Annotated in this window: 12 protein-coding genes; 6 read left to right on the plus strand and 6 right to left on the minus strand. The window is 70.2% G+C overall.

The genetic code is table 11. The annotated features are described in order from the left end of the window. Positions 1-80 precede the first annotated feature (80 nt). Positions 81-503, minus strand: a complete 423-nt coding sequence (locus ACTRO_RS15350; RefSeq protein ID WP_034263746.1) for a DUF6086 family protein — start codon at positions 501-503, stop codon at positions 81-83. A gap of 145 nt (positions 504-648) precedes the next feature. Between ACTRO_RS15350 and ACTRO_RS15355 the strand changes: the two genes are divergently transcribed. The 5 genes from ACTRO_RS15355 (at position 649) to ACTRO_RS15375 (ending at position 5,830) form a co-directional block, all read left to right on the plus strand. Further along, entirely contained in the window at positions 649-1,590 is a 942-nt protein-coding gene (locus tag ACTRO_RS15355) for a TauD/TfdA family dioxygenase (RefSeq protein WP_211244264.1), read from the plus strand. Continuing rightward, entirely contained in the window at positions 1,587-2,519 is a 933-nt protein-coding gene (locus ACTRO_RS15360; RefSeq protein WP_051450879.1) for a TauD/TfdA family dioxygenase, read from the plus strand. The genes ACTRO_RS15355 and ACTRO_RS15360 overlap by 4 nt, the downstream gene beginning before the upstream one ends. Before the next feature lie 42 nt (positions 2,520-2,561). Then, on the plus strand, positions 2,562-3,290 hold the full coding sequence (locus ACTRO_RS15365) for a thioesterase II family protein (protein ID WP_034263748.1): 729 nt from the start codon (positions 2,562-2,564) through the stop codon (positions 3,288-3,290). Positions 3,291-3,601: 311 nt separating this feature from the next. Continuing rightward, positions 3,602-4,858, plus strand: coding sequence for a helix-turn-helix domain-containing protein (locus ACTRO_RS43355; RefSeq protein ID WP_051450881.1), 1,257 nt, complete (start codon positions 3,602-3,604; stop codon positions 4,856-4,858). A gap of 225 nt (positions 4,859-5,083) precedes the next feature. Then, a complete protein-coding gene (locus tag ACTRO_RS15375) occupies positions 5,084-5,830 on the plus strand; it encodes an AfsR/SARP family transcriptional regulator (RefSeq protein ID WP_034263750.1) in 747 nt (248 codons plus the stop codon). An 85-nt stretch (positions 5,831-5,915) separates the two neighbouring features. Here ACTRO_RS15375 and ACTRO_RS15380 read toward each other — a convergent pair whose 3' ends face one another. From ACTRO_RS15380 to ACTRO_RS15390, 3 genes are all read right to left on the minus strand, one after another. Further along, complete coding sequence (locus tag ACTRO_RS15380; protein WP_157436228.1) at positions 5,916-6,698, minus strand: DUF4097 family beta strand repeat-containing protein; 783 nt, start codon at positions 6,696-6,698, stop codon at positions 5,916-5,918. Between the two features lie 62 nt (positions 6,699-6,760). Further along, complete coding sequence (locus ACTRO_RS15385; protein WP_034263754.1) at positions 6,761-7,405, minus strand: response regulator transcription factor; 645 nt, start codon at positions 7,403-7,405, stop codon at positions 6,761-6,763. After that, positions 7,393-8,775, minus strand: coding sequence for a sensor histidine kinase (locus ACTRO_RS15390; protein ID WP_084316282.1), 1,383 nt, complete (start codon positions 8,773-8,775; stop codon positions 7,393-7,395). Before ACTRO_RS15390 ends, ACTRO_RS15385 begins: the two co-directional genes overlap by 13 nt. A 133-nt stretch (positions 8,776-8,908) precedes the next feature. On the opposite strand from ACTRO_RS15390, the gene ACTRO_RS15395 reads away from it, so the two are divergent. Then, positions 8,909-11,062, plus strand: a complete 2,154-nt coding sequence (locus tag ACTRO_RS15395; protein WP_034263757.1) for an MMPL family transporter — start codon at positions 8,909-8,911, stop codon at positions 11,060-11,062. A 1,841-nt stretch (positions 11,063-12,903) separates the two neighbouring features. On the opposite strand, the gene ACTRO_RS15400 is transcribed toward ACTRO_RS15395, so the two are convergent. Both ACTRO_RS15400 and ACTRO_RS15405 read right to left on the minus strand, forming a co-directional pair. After that, positions 12,904-14,268, minus strand: a complete 1,365-nt coding sequence (locus ACTRO_RS15400) for an MFS transporter (protein WP_084316283.1) — start codon at positions 14,266-14,268, stop codon at positions 12,904-12,906. After that, a complete protein-coding gene (locus ACTRO_RS15405; protein ID WP_034263758.1) occupies positions 14,265-15,212 on the minus strand; it encodes an ornithine carbamoyltransferase in 948 nt (315 codons plus the stop codon). The genes ACTRO_RS15400 and ACTRO_RS15405 overlap by 4 nt, the downstream gene beginning before the upstream one ends. Between the last annotated feature and the right edge of the window lie 12 nt (positions 15,213-15,224).

The following is a 15,224-nucleotide window of genomic DNA, read 5'->3' on the forward strand; positions in this document are numbered from 1 at the left end:
TCGCGTATCCGCCATCGCAGGGGCCAACGAATAGCGACGGAGACGTCTGAGACCAACGGCTGGCCGCGACGGGAGCGCATTCAGCGGCACATGGCCCTAGCGAGAAGCGCCGCTTGTTCGCGTACGCTGCCCTGCCATCCGTCGCCGAACCCCGTTTCGGCACCGACCTGCACATCGTGCAGGCTGCTCGCGGCGGTCAACGGCTCCGGCCAGCGCAAGCTGGCACCGGCGCGCTCGGCCAGGACGACGCATGTGGCGATGAAGCCGTCGGAGAGCGCCGTCATGACGGTGTGGTTCGTGCGGCTGCGCCAGTCCAACAATGTGCTGACGAACTCTCCGAGGAGGGCGCCGTCGACCTCGGCCTCGTCCTCCTCCATCGGGCCGATCCCTGAGGTCATACCGATCTGGGCCTCGAATACGCTCGCCTGCTGCAAGAACAACCCCGATGCGCCGTTCGACGGGCTCCACAACGCCACGTCTGCCAGCCGAAAATACTGGCTCATCAGGCTCCTTCCGACCAGCAGACGACCCAGTGGCCGATCTTCCCCGGGGTGACACCAGGATGACAGACTCCGCTGCGCGAGTATCGAAGATATATAGGCGCCCGAGCGACACTGCCGGAAAGTCGGGGTTGTCGTGAGGAGTCCCATGATCAGCGAGGCCGGCTCGTGGCAGCCGTTGACAATCTCTCCGGGCACGGTGGGTGACACCGGAGGGGATGGCGGTCTGCTCGGCTATCTCGGGGACGGCGACCGGCTCAGTGCACTGCTGACCGAGCACAAGGCTCTGGTGTTCCGGCAGTTCGAGGTGAGCACGGAGCAGCTCGGCGCCGTGCTCGACCTGATGCTGCCGAACCGCTTGGCCTACGTGCACGGCAACTCCCCGCGCACCAAGGTGGGGCGCAACGTCTACACCTCCACCGAGTACCCGGCCGAGTTCACCATCTCCATGCACAACGAGCTCTCCTACGCCGCGGCGTGGCCGTCCCGGTTGGCCTTCTACTGCGAGCGGGCAGCCGCGAGCGGCGGTGCGACACCGGTGGTGGACGCGGCCCGCTGGCTCGAGGAGCTCGATCCGCAGGTGCGCGAGGCGTATGCCGGCGGCGTGCGCTACCAGCAGAACCTGCACGGCGGCGCGGGCCTGGGCAAGAGCTGGCAGGACACCTTCGAGACCGTGGACCGCGACGAGGTCGAGGCCTTCCTGTCCGAGTCCGGGGCCGAATGGAAGTGGATCGGCAACGGTGTGCGGATCAGCCAGATCCGGCCGTCCACCGCTCGCCATCCGGTGACCGGCACGGAGGTCTGGTTCAATCAGTCCGATCAGTGGCATCCCGCGGCGCTGGGCGACGAGACCGCGCTGGCGCTGGCGAAGGTGATGCCGGCCGAGGAGCTGCCGCAGTCGGTCACTTTCGCCGACGGCAGCCCGATCCCGGCCGAGTACGTCCTCCAGGTGCGCGACCGGGGGCTGGCGGCCGCCGTCGATGTGGACTGGCACGCCGGCGACCTGCTGCTGATCGACAACGTTCTGGTCGGACACGGTCGGCGGCCGTATGCCGGCGAGCGGCGGGTGCTGGTGGCGATGTCCCGATGACCGAGCGCATGCTGCCGGCCGTGGTCGAGGCCGCCGGATCACAGGAGTCTGTCACCGGCCGGATTCGGGCCGAGCACGACGAGATCCACAAGCTGCTCGTCGAACGCGGCGCGGTGCTGCTGCGCGGGTTCGAGATCGGCGGGGTGGACGGGTTCGACGCGGTCGTGCGGGAGCTCTCCGGCGCGCCGCTGACCTACTCCGAGCGCTCCTCGCCGCGCAGCACCATCAAGGGCCAGGTCTACACCTCGACGGACTACCCGCCGAACGAGGAGATCTTCCTGCACAACGAGAACTCGTATCAGGCCGTGTGGCCGCTGACGCTTTACTTCTACTGCATCACCGCCCCGCTCACCCTCGGCGCCACACCGCTCGCCGACATCGGCGAGGTCTACCGGTCGATCGACCCGGATGTGCGCGAGGAGTTCCGCCGGCGGCGATGGACCGTGGTGCGCAACTTTCATCCCGACTTCGGTGTGCAGTGGCAGCACGTGTTCAACACCGAAGACCGGGACGCCGTCGCGCGGTACTGCGCCGGCCGGGGCATCGAGCTGGAGTGGCGCGACGGCGGCGGCCTGCGCACCCGCGCGGTGCGCGACGCCGTCCACCGGCACCCGGTCACCGGCGAGGAGACCTGGTTCAACCACGCGACGTTCTTCCACATCACCACTCAGGCTGCTGACGTGCAGACCGGCCTGCGCACCTTCTTCGCCGACGAGGACCTGCCGACCAACACGTACTACGGCGACGGCGGCCGGATACCGGACGACGTGATGGAGCATCTGCGGGGCTGCTACCAGGCGGCTCGCACCCGCTTCGACTACCGGGCCGAGGATGTGCTCGTGGTCGACAACATGCGCGTCGCGCACGGCCGTGAATCCTTCACCGGGCCGCGCAAGGTCGCGGTCGCGATGGCCACGCCCTCGGGCTGAGGCCGGATCGGAATCGGGGCGATGAGCCGATACCCTGACCCCATGACTGACCGGTGGCTGCGGGTGCTGCGACCCGTGGCCCGGCCCCGGCTTCGCCTGGTGTGCCTGCCGCACGCGGGCGGGACGGCGTCCTTCTTCCAGCCGTGGGCCGAGCTGATGCCGCCGGACGTGGAACTTCTCGCGGTGCGCTATCCGGGCCGGCACGACCGGTACGGCGATCCCTTCGCCGAGTCCATGGAGCAGCTCGCCGATCCGGTGGCCGCCGCGCTCGAGCCGCTGCTCGACCGGCCGATCGCGCTGTTCGGCCACAGCATGGGCGCCACCGTGGGGTACGAGGTCGCGGTCCGGCTCGAGGCCGCCGGCCGCCCGCCGGTCCGGCTGTTCGTCTCCAGCCGCAGAGCCCCGCACCTGCCGTTCGAGGAGAACCTCGCCGACCTGCCCGACGACGATCTGGTGGCCGAGGTGCGCAAACTCGGCGGCGTGGACGACGGGTTGCTGGACCTGCCCGAGATGCGGGCCATCGCGTTGCCCTCGTTGCGGGCCGACTACCGGCTGGTCACCGCCTACTGCCCGGCCGAGCCGGTCAAGACGAGCGTGCCGGTGGTCGCCTACACGGGCCTGGCCGACCCCGGCTGCACCCTGGACGAGGCCCGGGCCTGGGCGGAACTGAGCCTCGGCGGGTTCGAGTTGCGCGTGTTCCCCGGTGATCACTTCTACCTGGTGCCGGAGCGGGAAACGCTGCTGGCGCATCTGTTCTCCCGACTGCGGTGACCGGCCGGGAACACCCGGAGGATCCTTGTCCGCACGTGGAATCGGCATGATCAGGGGTGGTGAACAAGGCCTTTTATCTCCCTTCTTTTCAAACGCGAAACACGAATGTGAATTCATGTCCGGCAACCCCGGGGAAACATCGAATGTCGGGTTCTTAGCGTTGCTGTGGTATTTCGTTTTCCGTACGCCGCGTGCGTACACTGCGGTACAATCAGAATCGTGATCCGCTCTGCTTGAAGCGATACAGGGCCGGGCCGGCTGACTGCCGTTCGCCGGCGGGGAATCCAACGCTCAAAGCTGGGGGAAGAACCATGGCAGTCAGTTCCACGCAGCCTCCGAACGGGGACGAGACCGCCGCGGCTCATTCGCCGCCGGCCGGCCCGGGGGCCTCGGCCTCCGGCACGCGGCGGACGGCGGACACCGGCGATCATCCGGCCCTGGCCATCCACCGCATGCTGACCGAGGAGATCGCGGTGGTCAACGAGCGCTGGCGGCAGTTGCAGCGCAACTGCGAGGTCCTGCTGTCGATGGCGGCCGGGCCGGGCGTGAGCACCGCGTCGGAGACGGCGGAGCATCCGCCGCAGCGGCTGACCGGGTTGTCCGCGGTACATCAGGCCGTTCAGGTTCTGGTGTTCCAGGCCCGCGATGAGATCCTGGCCTTCCCGCCGACGCCGGCGCACCCCGACTGCGCCGCCCTGACCGACCGGATGCTGAACCAGGCGGCGGCCCGGCCCGGGGTGCGGATCCGGGCGATCTACCCGGAGTCGGTGTACGCCACGGCCGGCTTCGACGAGTCGGCGCCCGCCGACGCGCAGGGGCACCCGCTCCCGGACGGCGCACCGGAGGAGGCCGGTCCGGAAAAACCCGGCGCCGGCCTCGAGGACGCGGTCACCGGTTCGGCGGCCCTCGACATCGAGACCTTCGAGGCCGACTCCGACTCGGAGACGGAGGGCGCGGAACCGGCCGGGTCCGGGCCCGTGCCGGTCCGGGCGCCGTACCAGCTGCGGATCGCCCCCGAGGGCACCGAGGCGCGGATCGCCCCCGAACTGCCGCTGTGCATGCTGGTGGTCGACGGCGGCGTGGCCCTGGTCTCCGACGATCCCGCGCGCGGCGCGCTGCTGATTCGGGACGCCAGCACGGTCGCCGCGCTGCGCGCCCTGTTCGAGTCCTACTGGATCCAGGCCAAGGCGCCGGCCTCGGACGACGAGTCGCAGGAGTGCAGCCCGCTGGACCGGGCCATCCTGCGCCAGCTGGCGACCGGCAACAAGGACGACGCGGTCGCCCGGCTGCTGGGCATCTCGGTGCGCACACTGCGCCGCCGGGTCGCCGACCTGATGCAGCGGGTCGAGGCGCAGTCCCGGTTCGAGCTCGCCATCGAGGTCGCCGCCCGCGGCTGGGTCAGCCCGGCCACGCTCCGCTCCGCGCGCCCAGGCGCCGTGCGGGACTCCGCCGTACGGGACTCCGGCGCGCAGAACCGGGCCGCGCCCGAGCCCCGGCCGGCGCGGGACTACCCGCCGGAATGGGACGAACCGGGAGTCGGCGCACGCACCTTGACGCGCCGCCGCTGACCACCGGCCGCGAGCGTACCGCCACCGACCGCGAGCGGAGTGGGCGCGACTCGCCGGCTCAAGTGGCAGCGTTCTGCCATGGCAGCTCTTTCCGGCCGCAGAAGGCGGTTCGAACACGCCGGGTCGGCTTTAGTGGATTCCAGGCGTGCGAACGGGGGGGACTAGTCTGTTGACCCGACGCGCGCGTCTCGCCATTTGATATTTAGGGGAAGGCCTCGACGCGACATGGAATTTCGCATCCTCGGCCCGGTGGAGATGTGGGACATGGGCTCTGAGATACCCATCGACGGCCCGAAGGAGCGCACGGTGCTGGCGGCGCTTCTGTTGGCAAAGGGTCGGACGGTGTCCGACGCGGTGCTGCTGGACCTCCTCTGGGGTGAAAGCCCGCCGAAAACGTATACATCACAGCTTTACACCTACATTTCTCGGTTGCGCAAGAGATTCGGTACGGGAACCGCAATACTCCGTCAACATCCCGGCTACCTGATCAAGACCGGCGACGGCGTCCTGGACAGCGACCTGTTCGAGCGGTACGCCGCGCAGGGCCGTGAGGCGCTGCGGCTGGGCCGCCCGGAGACGGCCGCCGAGCTGCTGGGCGCCGCGCTGGCCCTGTGGCGCGGGCCGGCCCTGGCGAACGTCAGCCAGTCGCTGATCGACGCCGAGGCCGACCGGCTGGAGGAGGCGAGGATGGCGGTGCTGGAGAACCGGATCGAGGCGGATCTGGCCCTCGGCCGGCACAGCCAGCTGGTCTCCGAGCTCTCCGGCCTGGTCGTGCGGCACCCGCTGCACGAACGGCTGCGCGCCCACCTGATGACCGCGTTGTACCGCTGCGGCCGCCAGGGCGACGCGATGAGCGTGTACCAGGACGGCTGCCGGATCCTGTCCAACGAGCTCGGCGTGTATCCGGGCCGGGCGCTGCGGGAGGCGCACCAGTTCATCCTGCACGGGCGGGACCTCGTCCCCTCCCGCTAGTGTCCCTGCCCGGAAATCCGCTGCGGCTTGCGCGGCGGATCCGCGAGGAGACGGGCGCGGCCCGGTCCGTCCGGCCGCGTCCGGCTCAGCTCACTGTGACGTCGCCGTCTCCGGTCCGGGCCGTGATCGTGTGCGAGCTGCCCGAGTCGACCGGCACGCTGACGGTGCGCTGCCCGGTCTGGGCCTCGGCGGTCACCTGGTAGCCGGCCGAGCCGCCGGGGACGGAGACGGTGACGTTGCCGGTGCTGGTGACGGCGGAGACGGTGTCCGGGGCGTTCGCGAAGCCGAGCGAGACGTCCCCGGTGTCGCCGTGGACCGTGACCGCGCCGGCGGCGAGTTCGGTCCCGGTGACCGTCCCGGTGTCCGAGCCGACCTGGATCCGCCCGCCGACCCCGGCGAGGTTGACGTCGCCGGTGCCGACGGTGGCGTCGAGGCCCCCGGTCAGATCCTGCACCGACAGATCGCCGTCGGTGGTGCGGGAACTCACCTCGGTTCCCGCCGGGACCTGCACGGTGAAGTCGACGCTGCAGTGCGACTGGCTCGGGCAGCTGGACTTGATCACCAGGGTGCTGCCGCTCCAGGACTCCGAGACGGAGGGCTTGGTCTTGTTCCACTCCAGGTGGGCCGAGATGCTCTCCGCGCCCGAGTTCCCGGCGGACAACGAGATGTTCCCGGAGTCCACGGTGAGCTCGACCTTGGAGATCGTGTGCTGATAGCTGCTGTGCTGATCGGTCTGGTCGGTCGGCCCGGCGGTGACGGCGGCGCACCCGGCCGCACCGGCGGCGAGCAGGCCCAGTGCCGCCGCGCCGCACACCGCGGCCCCCCGGCGCCTGCGCCCGGACGGCGGTCCGGAAACGTGTACAGACATCGCTGCTCCTTCGATTTCGAGCATGCTGCGCGGTACTTCCCGCCCCGGGGTTCGGGGCCGGGCTACGGGGCCAGGAACTGCAGGACGGCCAGGACCCGGCGATGGTCGGTGTCGGTCATGGTGAGGTCGAGCTTCATGAAGATGCTCTTGACGTGCTTGGCCACCGCGCTCTCGCTGATCACCAGCTTGCTCGCGATGCCGTAGTTGGACCGGCCCTCCGCCATCAGCGAGAGCACGCCGAGCTCGCGCTCGGTCAGCTCGCCCAGCGGATTGCGGGCCTTGCTGCGCACCAGCAGCTGGGCCACCACTTCGGGGTCCAGCGCGGTGCCGCCGTCGCCGAGCCGGCGCAGGGTCTCGATGAACGACTCCACGTCCGCGACCCGGTCCTTGAGCAGGTAGCCGACCCCGGCGGTGTCCCGGGTCAGCAGGTCGGTGGCGTGGCGCTCCTCCACGTACTGAGACAGCACCAGCACCGCCACCTCCGGCCACCGCTGACGCAGCGTCAGGGTCGCGCGCATCCCCTCGTCGGTGAAGGTGGGCGGCATCCGGATGTCGACTATGGCCAGGTCCGGCTGGTGCTCTTCGACCAGGGCCAGCAGCCGTTCGGCGTCCCCGGCGCAGCCGACCACCTCGAATCCGGCCCAGTCCAGCAGCCGCTCGAGCCCTGCCCGCAGCAGGACCGAGTCCTCCGCGATCACGATGCGCACGGCAGTTCCACCACCAGGAGTGTCGGGCCGCCGGCCGGACTGTCGACGGACATGGTCCCGTCCAGGGAGCGCACCCGCTGGCCCAGGCCGCGCAGTCCGGATCCGCGGCTCGGGTCCGCGCCGCCGCGGCCGTCATCGGACACGATCACCCGCAGCAGGCCGCCGTCCTGTTCGACCACGATGTCGACCCGGCGGGCCTGGGCGTGCTTCGCCACGTTGGTCAGGGCTTCGGAGACCACGAAGTAGGCGACCGTCTCCACCGCGCGCGGCGGCCGTTCGGGCAGCTCCACCAGCAGGCGCACCGGCACCGGGGAACGGGCGGTGATCCCGGACAGGGCCGCGTCCAGGCCCATCTCGTCGAGCACTGCCGGGTGCAGCCCGCGGACGAAGTCGCGCAGCTCCTCGAGGGCCAGCTTGGCCTCGTCGTGGGCCTGCTCGATCGCGGTGCGCACCGACTCGGGCACCTCGGTCAGGGTGGTGCGCGTCATGCCCAGATTCAGGGCCAGGGAGACCAGGCGCTGTTGCGCGCCGTCGTGCAGATCGCGTTCGATCCGGCGGCGCTCGGCGTCCGCGGCGTCGATCATCTCGGTGCGGCTCTGGGTGAGCGTCTCGACCCGGCGGGTCAGCTGGTCCTTGCCGCTGAGCGAGAGCAGCCCGTGCGCCAGCGCCACGTTGAGCCGGACGGCGGCCTGCGCGGCCCACGGCGCCAGCAGGAGGGCTGCCAGCCCGCACACGGTCAGCGCCACGATCCGGCCCACGCCGTGCACCGAGTAGCCGAACAACCCGTACCCGGCCGGCCACGCCCACGACCACAGCGCGATCGTGCCGAACACCACCCCGGCGAGCCACAGACCCAGCACGATCGTGCAGCCGAGCCCGTCGACCAGCAGCGACAGGGCGTGGTAGGCGAGGCGGCGCCAGTTGCCGGCGGACTTCGTCGCGACCCAGACGGACCGCCACCAGACGGGCTGCCGCTCGGCCGGCGGCGGGGGCGGGATGTCGACCCCGAGCAACGCGCGGAAGCGCGCCAGCTGCCATCCGGTGAACCGGCGCCCGCACCAGTAGAGCGCGGCGAGGAAGGGCAGCGCCAGGACGGTCGTGGGCAGGAGGGCCAGCGCGACGGAGGCGAGCGTCAGGACGGTCGTGGAGGTCACCAGGGCCACGGGGAGACCCGAGGCGATGAAGAAGGTCTCGCGCCATGCGGCGGCCGTGAGCGGAGCGCGTAACGCCGTGGAGGCGAGGTGCCGCGGGCTCGCGCCCCGGGCGGGTGCCTGCCGCTGGTGCTGTTCTTCGGCGGACTGCTCCGGCTCCGGCCGCGGATCGGGCCGCGGACCGTCGTCGCAGCCCTCTGGGGTCCCGGTCGGCGTCATGGGCACAACCCTAGTGAACCGTGTCAGGGCCGGAAATCCGGCAGACTCCCGTTTCCAGCTGTACCTAGGTACAGCTGGAAACGGCATCGGGCGGTACTGACCGGAGGGGGTCGGCTGCCGGATCCTGAACAGCATGCTTACACGAATGGGACTGTTCTGCTTCCGCCGGTACCGGTGGATCTTGATCGTCTGGCTGGTCGTGATGGCCGGAGGCGGGGCCGCCATCGGCCCGGTCTTCAGCGATCTGAGCAACGGCACGACGCTCTCGGGCACCGAGTCGGCGCAGGCCAGCGACGCGATCCAGAACGGCGTGGACTACGGCATCACCTACTACGTGCTGGTCAACGGGGTCGACCCGAACGCGCCGGCCACGCAGCAGGCGCTGTCCTCGGCCGAGTCCGACACGCGGGCGATCACCGGGGTCAAGTCGGTGACCGGCCCGACGATCGCCCAGGACGGCAAGGCCCTGTCGCTGACCGTCGTGCTGGACAAGGCGGACTCGCAGTACCTGCCCTACACCGACTCGCGCGCCCGGATGCAGCAGCTCTCGACCGCGCTGCCCGGATCCACGGTGCTGATCGGCGGCGGCGACCTGATCAGCGACGAGGCCAACGACGCGATCCAGAGCGACCTGACCCGCGCCGAGGAGCTGTCCCTGCCGGTGACCCTCGTCGTGCTCGTGTTCATCTTCGGCGGGGTGGTCGCCGCCTCGCTGCCGGTGCTCGCCGCGCTGGGCACCGTGGCCGGCGGGTTCGGCATCCTGATGTGCCTGTCCGGCCTGTTCCAGCTCGACGGGAACGCGGTCACGGTGGTCAGCCTGCTGGGCCTGGCCCTGTCGATCGACTACGGGCTGCTGCTCGTGGTCCGCTACCGCGAGGAGCTGACCCGCACCGACGACCGGGCCGAGGCGGTCGCCCGCACCTGGCGCAGCGCCGGACGCACCATCCTGTTCAGCGGCCTGACCGTGGCCGCGGCGCTGACCAGCCTGCTGGCCTTCGACATCGGACCGCTCAGGATCATGGGCGTGGCCGCGATCAGCACGGTCGCCGTGGCGATCCTGGCCTCCCTGACGCTCACCCCGGCGATGCTCGGCCTGTGCGGCGCGCGGGTCAAGCCCTCGCAAAAGCAGATCGCCCGGCAGGCCGCCGCGGCGGCGGCCGCGGGCGTCGACGACCCGGCCGAGCACGGCTTCTTCGCCGGACTCGCCCGGATCACCCAGCGCCGGCCGCTGATCATGACGATCGCGTGCCTGGCGCTGCTGCTGGCGATCGCCTCGCCGCTGCTGGGCACCGTGATCAAGGTCCCGCAGCTCGAGGCCCTGCCGCAGAGCCTGGAGTCGGTGCAGGTGGCCAACGAGCTGTCGGGCGAGTTCGGCCTGACCTCGCAGCCCGGCGTGGAGGTCGTCGCCCGCACCGACACGGCGTCGCTGAACGCCTACGCGGCCCAGTGGCGCAGCGACCCTGAGGTGCTGCGGGTGGAACCGGCGACGGCGGTGAACCCGCACCTGTCCACGGTGATCCTGGCGGTCAAGGGCGACGACCAGACCGCGGCCGCGCGGGCGCTGGTGGAACGGCTCAGGGCGGACCGTCCGGCCGGCGTCCAGTCCTGGGTGGCCGGCGACGCGGCCAACCTGATCGATCTGAACGACCGCTTGGAGTCGGGGCTGCCGCTGGCGGCCGGCATCACCGTGCTGGCCATGGTGATCCTGCTGTTCCTGATGTCCGGCTCGCTGATCATCCCGATCAAGGCCCTGCTGATGAACGCGCTCTCGCTCTCCGCGTCCTTCGGCGTGCTGGTGGCGGTCTTCCAGCACGGGCATCTGGCCGGTCCGCTCGGCATGCTGGTGGTCGGCGGGCTGAACCCGTACATGATCGTGATCGTGTTCACCTTCGGATTCGGCCTGTCCATGGACTACGAGGTCTTCCTGCTCAGCCGGATCCGCGAATACCGGGCCGAGGGCGCCGATCCGGACACGGCGGTACGCCGGGGCCTGCAGCGCAGCGGCCGGGTGATCACCTCCGCGGCGCTGCTGATGCTGATCGTGTTCGCGTTCTTCGCCACCGCGAAGACGGGGCAGATCCAGGAGATCGGCCTCGGCCTGTTCGTCGCAGTACTCATCGACGCCACCGTCGTGCGCTGCCTCCTGGTGCCGGCGGTGATGACGCTGCTCGGCAGCGCCGCCTGGTGGGCTCCCGGCCCGCTGCGCCGCTTCCACGAACGGCGCGGCCTGACCGAGGAGCCGGCCGCGCCGGCCGGAGAGCCGGCGCTGGCGGACAGTTCCTCCTGACCTGACCAACCTGACCAACGCGAAACGCTTCACGGGCCGCCGTCGGAGGACTTCCGACGGCGGCCCATTCGTGTGCGCGCACCACCCGTGAACCGCGGCCATGGGTACGGCTACGGCCGCGGATACGGCTGCGGCTGTGGGTACGGAGACAGCCACGGCTTATTGCGATTTGATGATCGGCTGAGCGCTGGTGGGGCGTGGGATGACGTGTCAGGTCAGGGTGAGGGCGGCCGCTTCGCGTCGCCCGTTTCGTCTGACCACCCGCCCACCCGTTGCGTTGACGGGGCGACCTGCAGTTTCAAGACGAAAAACGCCGCTGGCAGGCCCTTCCCTCGGAGAGAGTGCCGGGTTCGCGTGGGTGCTGGCGTTGGCGGGGCCGGCTGAGGTTCGGGGTGGTCGGGTGCCGGGGGTGGGTTCTCTCCCCGGCCGGTCCCCGGAGGCAATCAGGAACCTGCCGAGAGCTCAAGCGGCGGAGATTTCCGCTCATGCTCGATCTTGCATCGCGCCGCTTGACCTCCCGGCAGGTTCCTGATCGGGCTTCGCCTGCCCGACCGAGGAGAGAACCCACCCCCTGAGGGTACGAGTCTGAGCCGCGCTCGGGCCGAGTCACGTCCCGCGGCCCGGCCACGCTCGATGCGGAAGGATTCTGCATCGCCGTTCTGTCTGGGCCGCCGTCTTCTTCTCTACTCCTTCAACGCCCGAGAGCCCGCCCGAGTGCCCGGAAATCTCCATGATTTTTGCTTATCCAGCGAAAGGACGGATTCGCCGTTTTTGTCGGTAGTGGCATCTAGCATGGAAGGGTACGAGGGTCAGGGCTTGTGACGGAAGGGGCGGTGAACGCGATGGCTGCGCTGATGGCGGCGGGACGTGGCCGAGAACGGTGCAGGATTTCCCCTCGGCGTGCGACCGAGTCGCACGATCCTGCGCAGTGCGTGAGCACCGGGCGGAACCGACCGGGGCGATGCAGAAACCTTCCGCACCGGGCACGGCCGGCCTGCAGGATTGCGCCGCGAGATCCGGGATCGGAGTCGATCACGCCGAGGCCATGCAGGATCTGACATCAGCGCGACCCGAGCACCGACCCTCCGCGCGGATCGAGGACCGGGACGGCCGGATCACAGCGATGCAGAATCCTTCCGCATCGAGCGTGGCCGGGCCACGGGATGGGTCTGGGCCCGAGCGCAGCTCGCACTAGACCCTCAGGGGGTGTGTTCTCTCCTCGGTCGGGCAGGCGAAGCCCGATCAGGGTTCTGCCGGGAGGTCAAGCGGCGCGATGCAAGATCCAGCACCAACGAGGGCCACCGCCGCTTGAGCTCCCGGCAGGTTCCTGATTGCCTCCGGGGACCGACCAAGGAGAGAGGGCTCGGGGGCTCGTGGCCTCACCCTGTCGGTGGGAAAGTCCTTATGCTGCATAATTAATAGATCATGCTCTGAACTGGGCCTCCGTGGGACTTTCGTCTCAGCACACCCCCGACACCCGACCACCCCGAACCCCAGCCCGCCCCGCCAACGCCAGCACCCACGCGAACCGGCACTCTCTCCGAGAGAAGGGCCCCCGCCGGAGGCGAAATCTTGAAACCCCAGCCCACCCCGCCAAAGCAACGGGTGGGCAGGGCGGGCAAACGAAACCGAGGGCGGAGCGAAGCGGCCGCCCACACCACAACGACCACCCCGACCCGACAGGCCGCGACGCTCCACGAGCACTCAGCCGATCATCAAATCGCTCTAAAGGCCACGGCTAAGGCCACCGCTGCGGCTGCGGCCACCGGCGGGCAGAAAGACACGGCGGCCGGGACGTCTACCGTCCCGGCCGCCGTGATCCGTACCGCCACGCTGTGCCGTCAGTCCGCGAGGTGCAGTTCCTTCTCGAGCGCGGCGGCCTTGCGTCCGCCGAACCAGGCGAAGGCGAGGACCGCGAGCGCGGCCATCACCGCTCCGACGATGAACATGACCGTCTTCGACGTGTACGAGTCGAGCAGCACGCCCGCGACGAGGGCGCCGAGGGAGTTGCCGCCGGAGGCGAGCAGGTTGGCGATCGAGCCCACCCGGCCCTGCATGTTCCCCGGCGTGGTGCGCATCGTGTAGACGATGCCCGCGACGTTGGCCACGCCGCCGCCGTAGAGCATCAGGGTGAAGATCACGGCCAGACCGACCGGGGTCTGCTCGAAGGCGATGCTGGTCATCAGCAGCGCCCAGGCCAGGTTCACGCCCATGATGATCCGGCGGATGCCGAAGCGGCGCATGAAGATCCCGCTGTGCAGGGCGCCGAACATGCCGCCGACGCCGCTGGCCGCGATGACCAGGCCGATGGTGGTGGCCGAGCCGCCGTGGCGGTGGATGATCACGATCAGGCCGAGCGCGAGGATCTGGAACAGGATGTTGCTGGCCGCGATCAGCATCAGGGCCCTGCGGAGGTAGAGCTGCGACCAGACGAACTTGAAGCCCTCGGCCAGGTCGCCCACCGGCGTGCGCTTGTTCTCGCTGCGGGTCACGCTCAGGTCGCGCCGGATGAACATCAGCGTGCCGAGCGAGATGAAGTGGGCGATCACGGTCGAGGCGAACGGGACCCAGCGGAAGACCGCGAACAGCAGCGTGCCCAGCGGCTGGCCGACGAGGCCGGCCGCCTGGTTGCGCGCCTCGTTGCGGGACATCGCCGAGCCGATCTGCTCCTCCTCGACCACGGTGAAGACCGCGGCGCGTTCGGCGAGCAGGTAGAGGATGGTCAGGCTGCCCTCGACGAAGGCGACGACCATCAGCTGCGGCAGCCAGACGTGCCCGAGGGCCACGGCGGCGATGACGCTGCCGATCGCGATGATCCGGCCGATGTCGCAGCCGATCATCACCTTGCGCCGGCCCCAGCGGTCCACCAGCAGTCCGGCGGGCAGCTGCATGAACAGGCTGGGCAACAGCGCCGCGGTGGACACGAAGCTGGCCTGGGCGGCGGAGCCGGTGTTCCAGAAGACCAGCAGCGTGTAGGCGATGGCGCTGACCCGGGAGCCGATGTAGGCGACCCCGGCGCCGACCCACAGCAGCAGGAAGTCGCGATTCTTGCCCAGGGGCACCTCGGCCTCGGCGGCGGCGCCGGCGTCTTCGGCCACGGCCTCGATCTCGGCGTCCGACACGGGATCCGGAACCAGATCCGCGAGCGGATCGGACTCGGGCGCGGAGAGGCGCAGCTGCTGATCTGACTTGTCGACGGTCGTCATGTCCGCTGGTCCACCTCGGTATCGGTTCCCTGGCACCACTCGAGCACCGCCATGGCGCTGTACATCTTGTTCGCGGCCTGCTGGAACGCGATGCTCTGCGGCCCGTCGAGCACCTCCGAGGTGACCTCCTCGCCGCGATGCGCCGGCAGGTCGTGCATGAACACCGCCTCCGGGCTGGTCTGCCACAGGTCCCGGACGACCTGGAAGGGGGCGAATATCTCCCGCCAGTTCGGGTCCGGCTTCGTGGTCCCGGTGGTCTGCCAGCGGGTCGTGTAGATGACGTCCAGCGCCTCGGGCAGCTCGTCCATGTCGTGTCTCTCGGCGAAGGCCCCCTTGGACGCCTCCGCCTGGTTCCGGGCGCGGGCCGCGATCGCCGGGTCCAGGCCGTATCCGGGCGGAGTGCGCACCTCGAATTCGAAGCCTTCGATCCGGGTCAGGGCCAGTGCGAGGGCCGCCGCGGTGTTGTTGCCCTCGCCGATGTAGAGCAGCCGCAGGTCCTCCAGCCGGCCGAAGTGCCCGAGCAGCGTGGTCAGGTCCGCCAGCGCCTGGGTCGGGTGCTCGTCCGCGGTCATCGCGTTGACCACCGACATGCCGCCCTCGGCCGCCCAGCCGCGCAGCTGCGCCGGGTCGCCGGCGGTCCGCGCGACCAGGACGTCGAGCATCCGCGCGAACACCCGGCCGGTGTCCTCGTAGGTCTCGCCGGTGTTGGTCTGCAGATCGCCGGGCCCGTACGGGACCACGCCGGCGCCGAGGCGCAGCGCGCCGCTGGAGAACGCGGTCCTGGTCCGGGTGGAGGTCTTGGCGAAGTAGGTGCCGACCACCTTTCCGGCCAGGGGCGCGGCCCGTTCGCCGTCGGCGAACCGGCGGCCGCGCTCCACGATCCGGCGCAGGTCAGTGTCGGACAGGTCGTCGATCGATATCAGGCTTCGTGTTCGCACTGCCATGCCTTGCCTCTC

Origin of the sequence: Actinospica robiniae DSM 44927 (assembly GCF_000504285.1) — a bacterium.
GTDB classification, from domain to species: Bacteria; Actinomycetota; Actinomycetes; order Streptomycetales; family Catenulisporaceae; genus Actinospica; species Actinospica robiniae.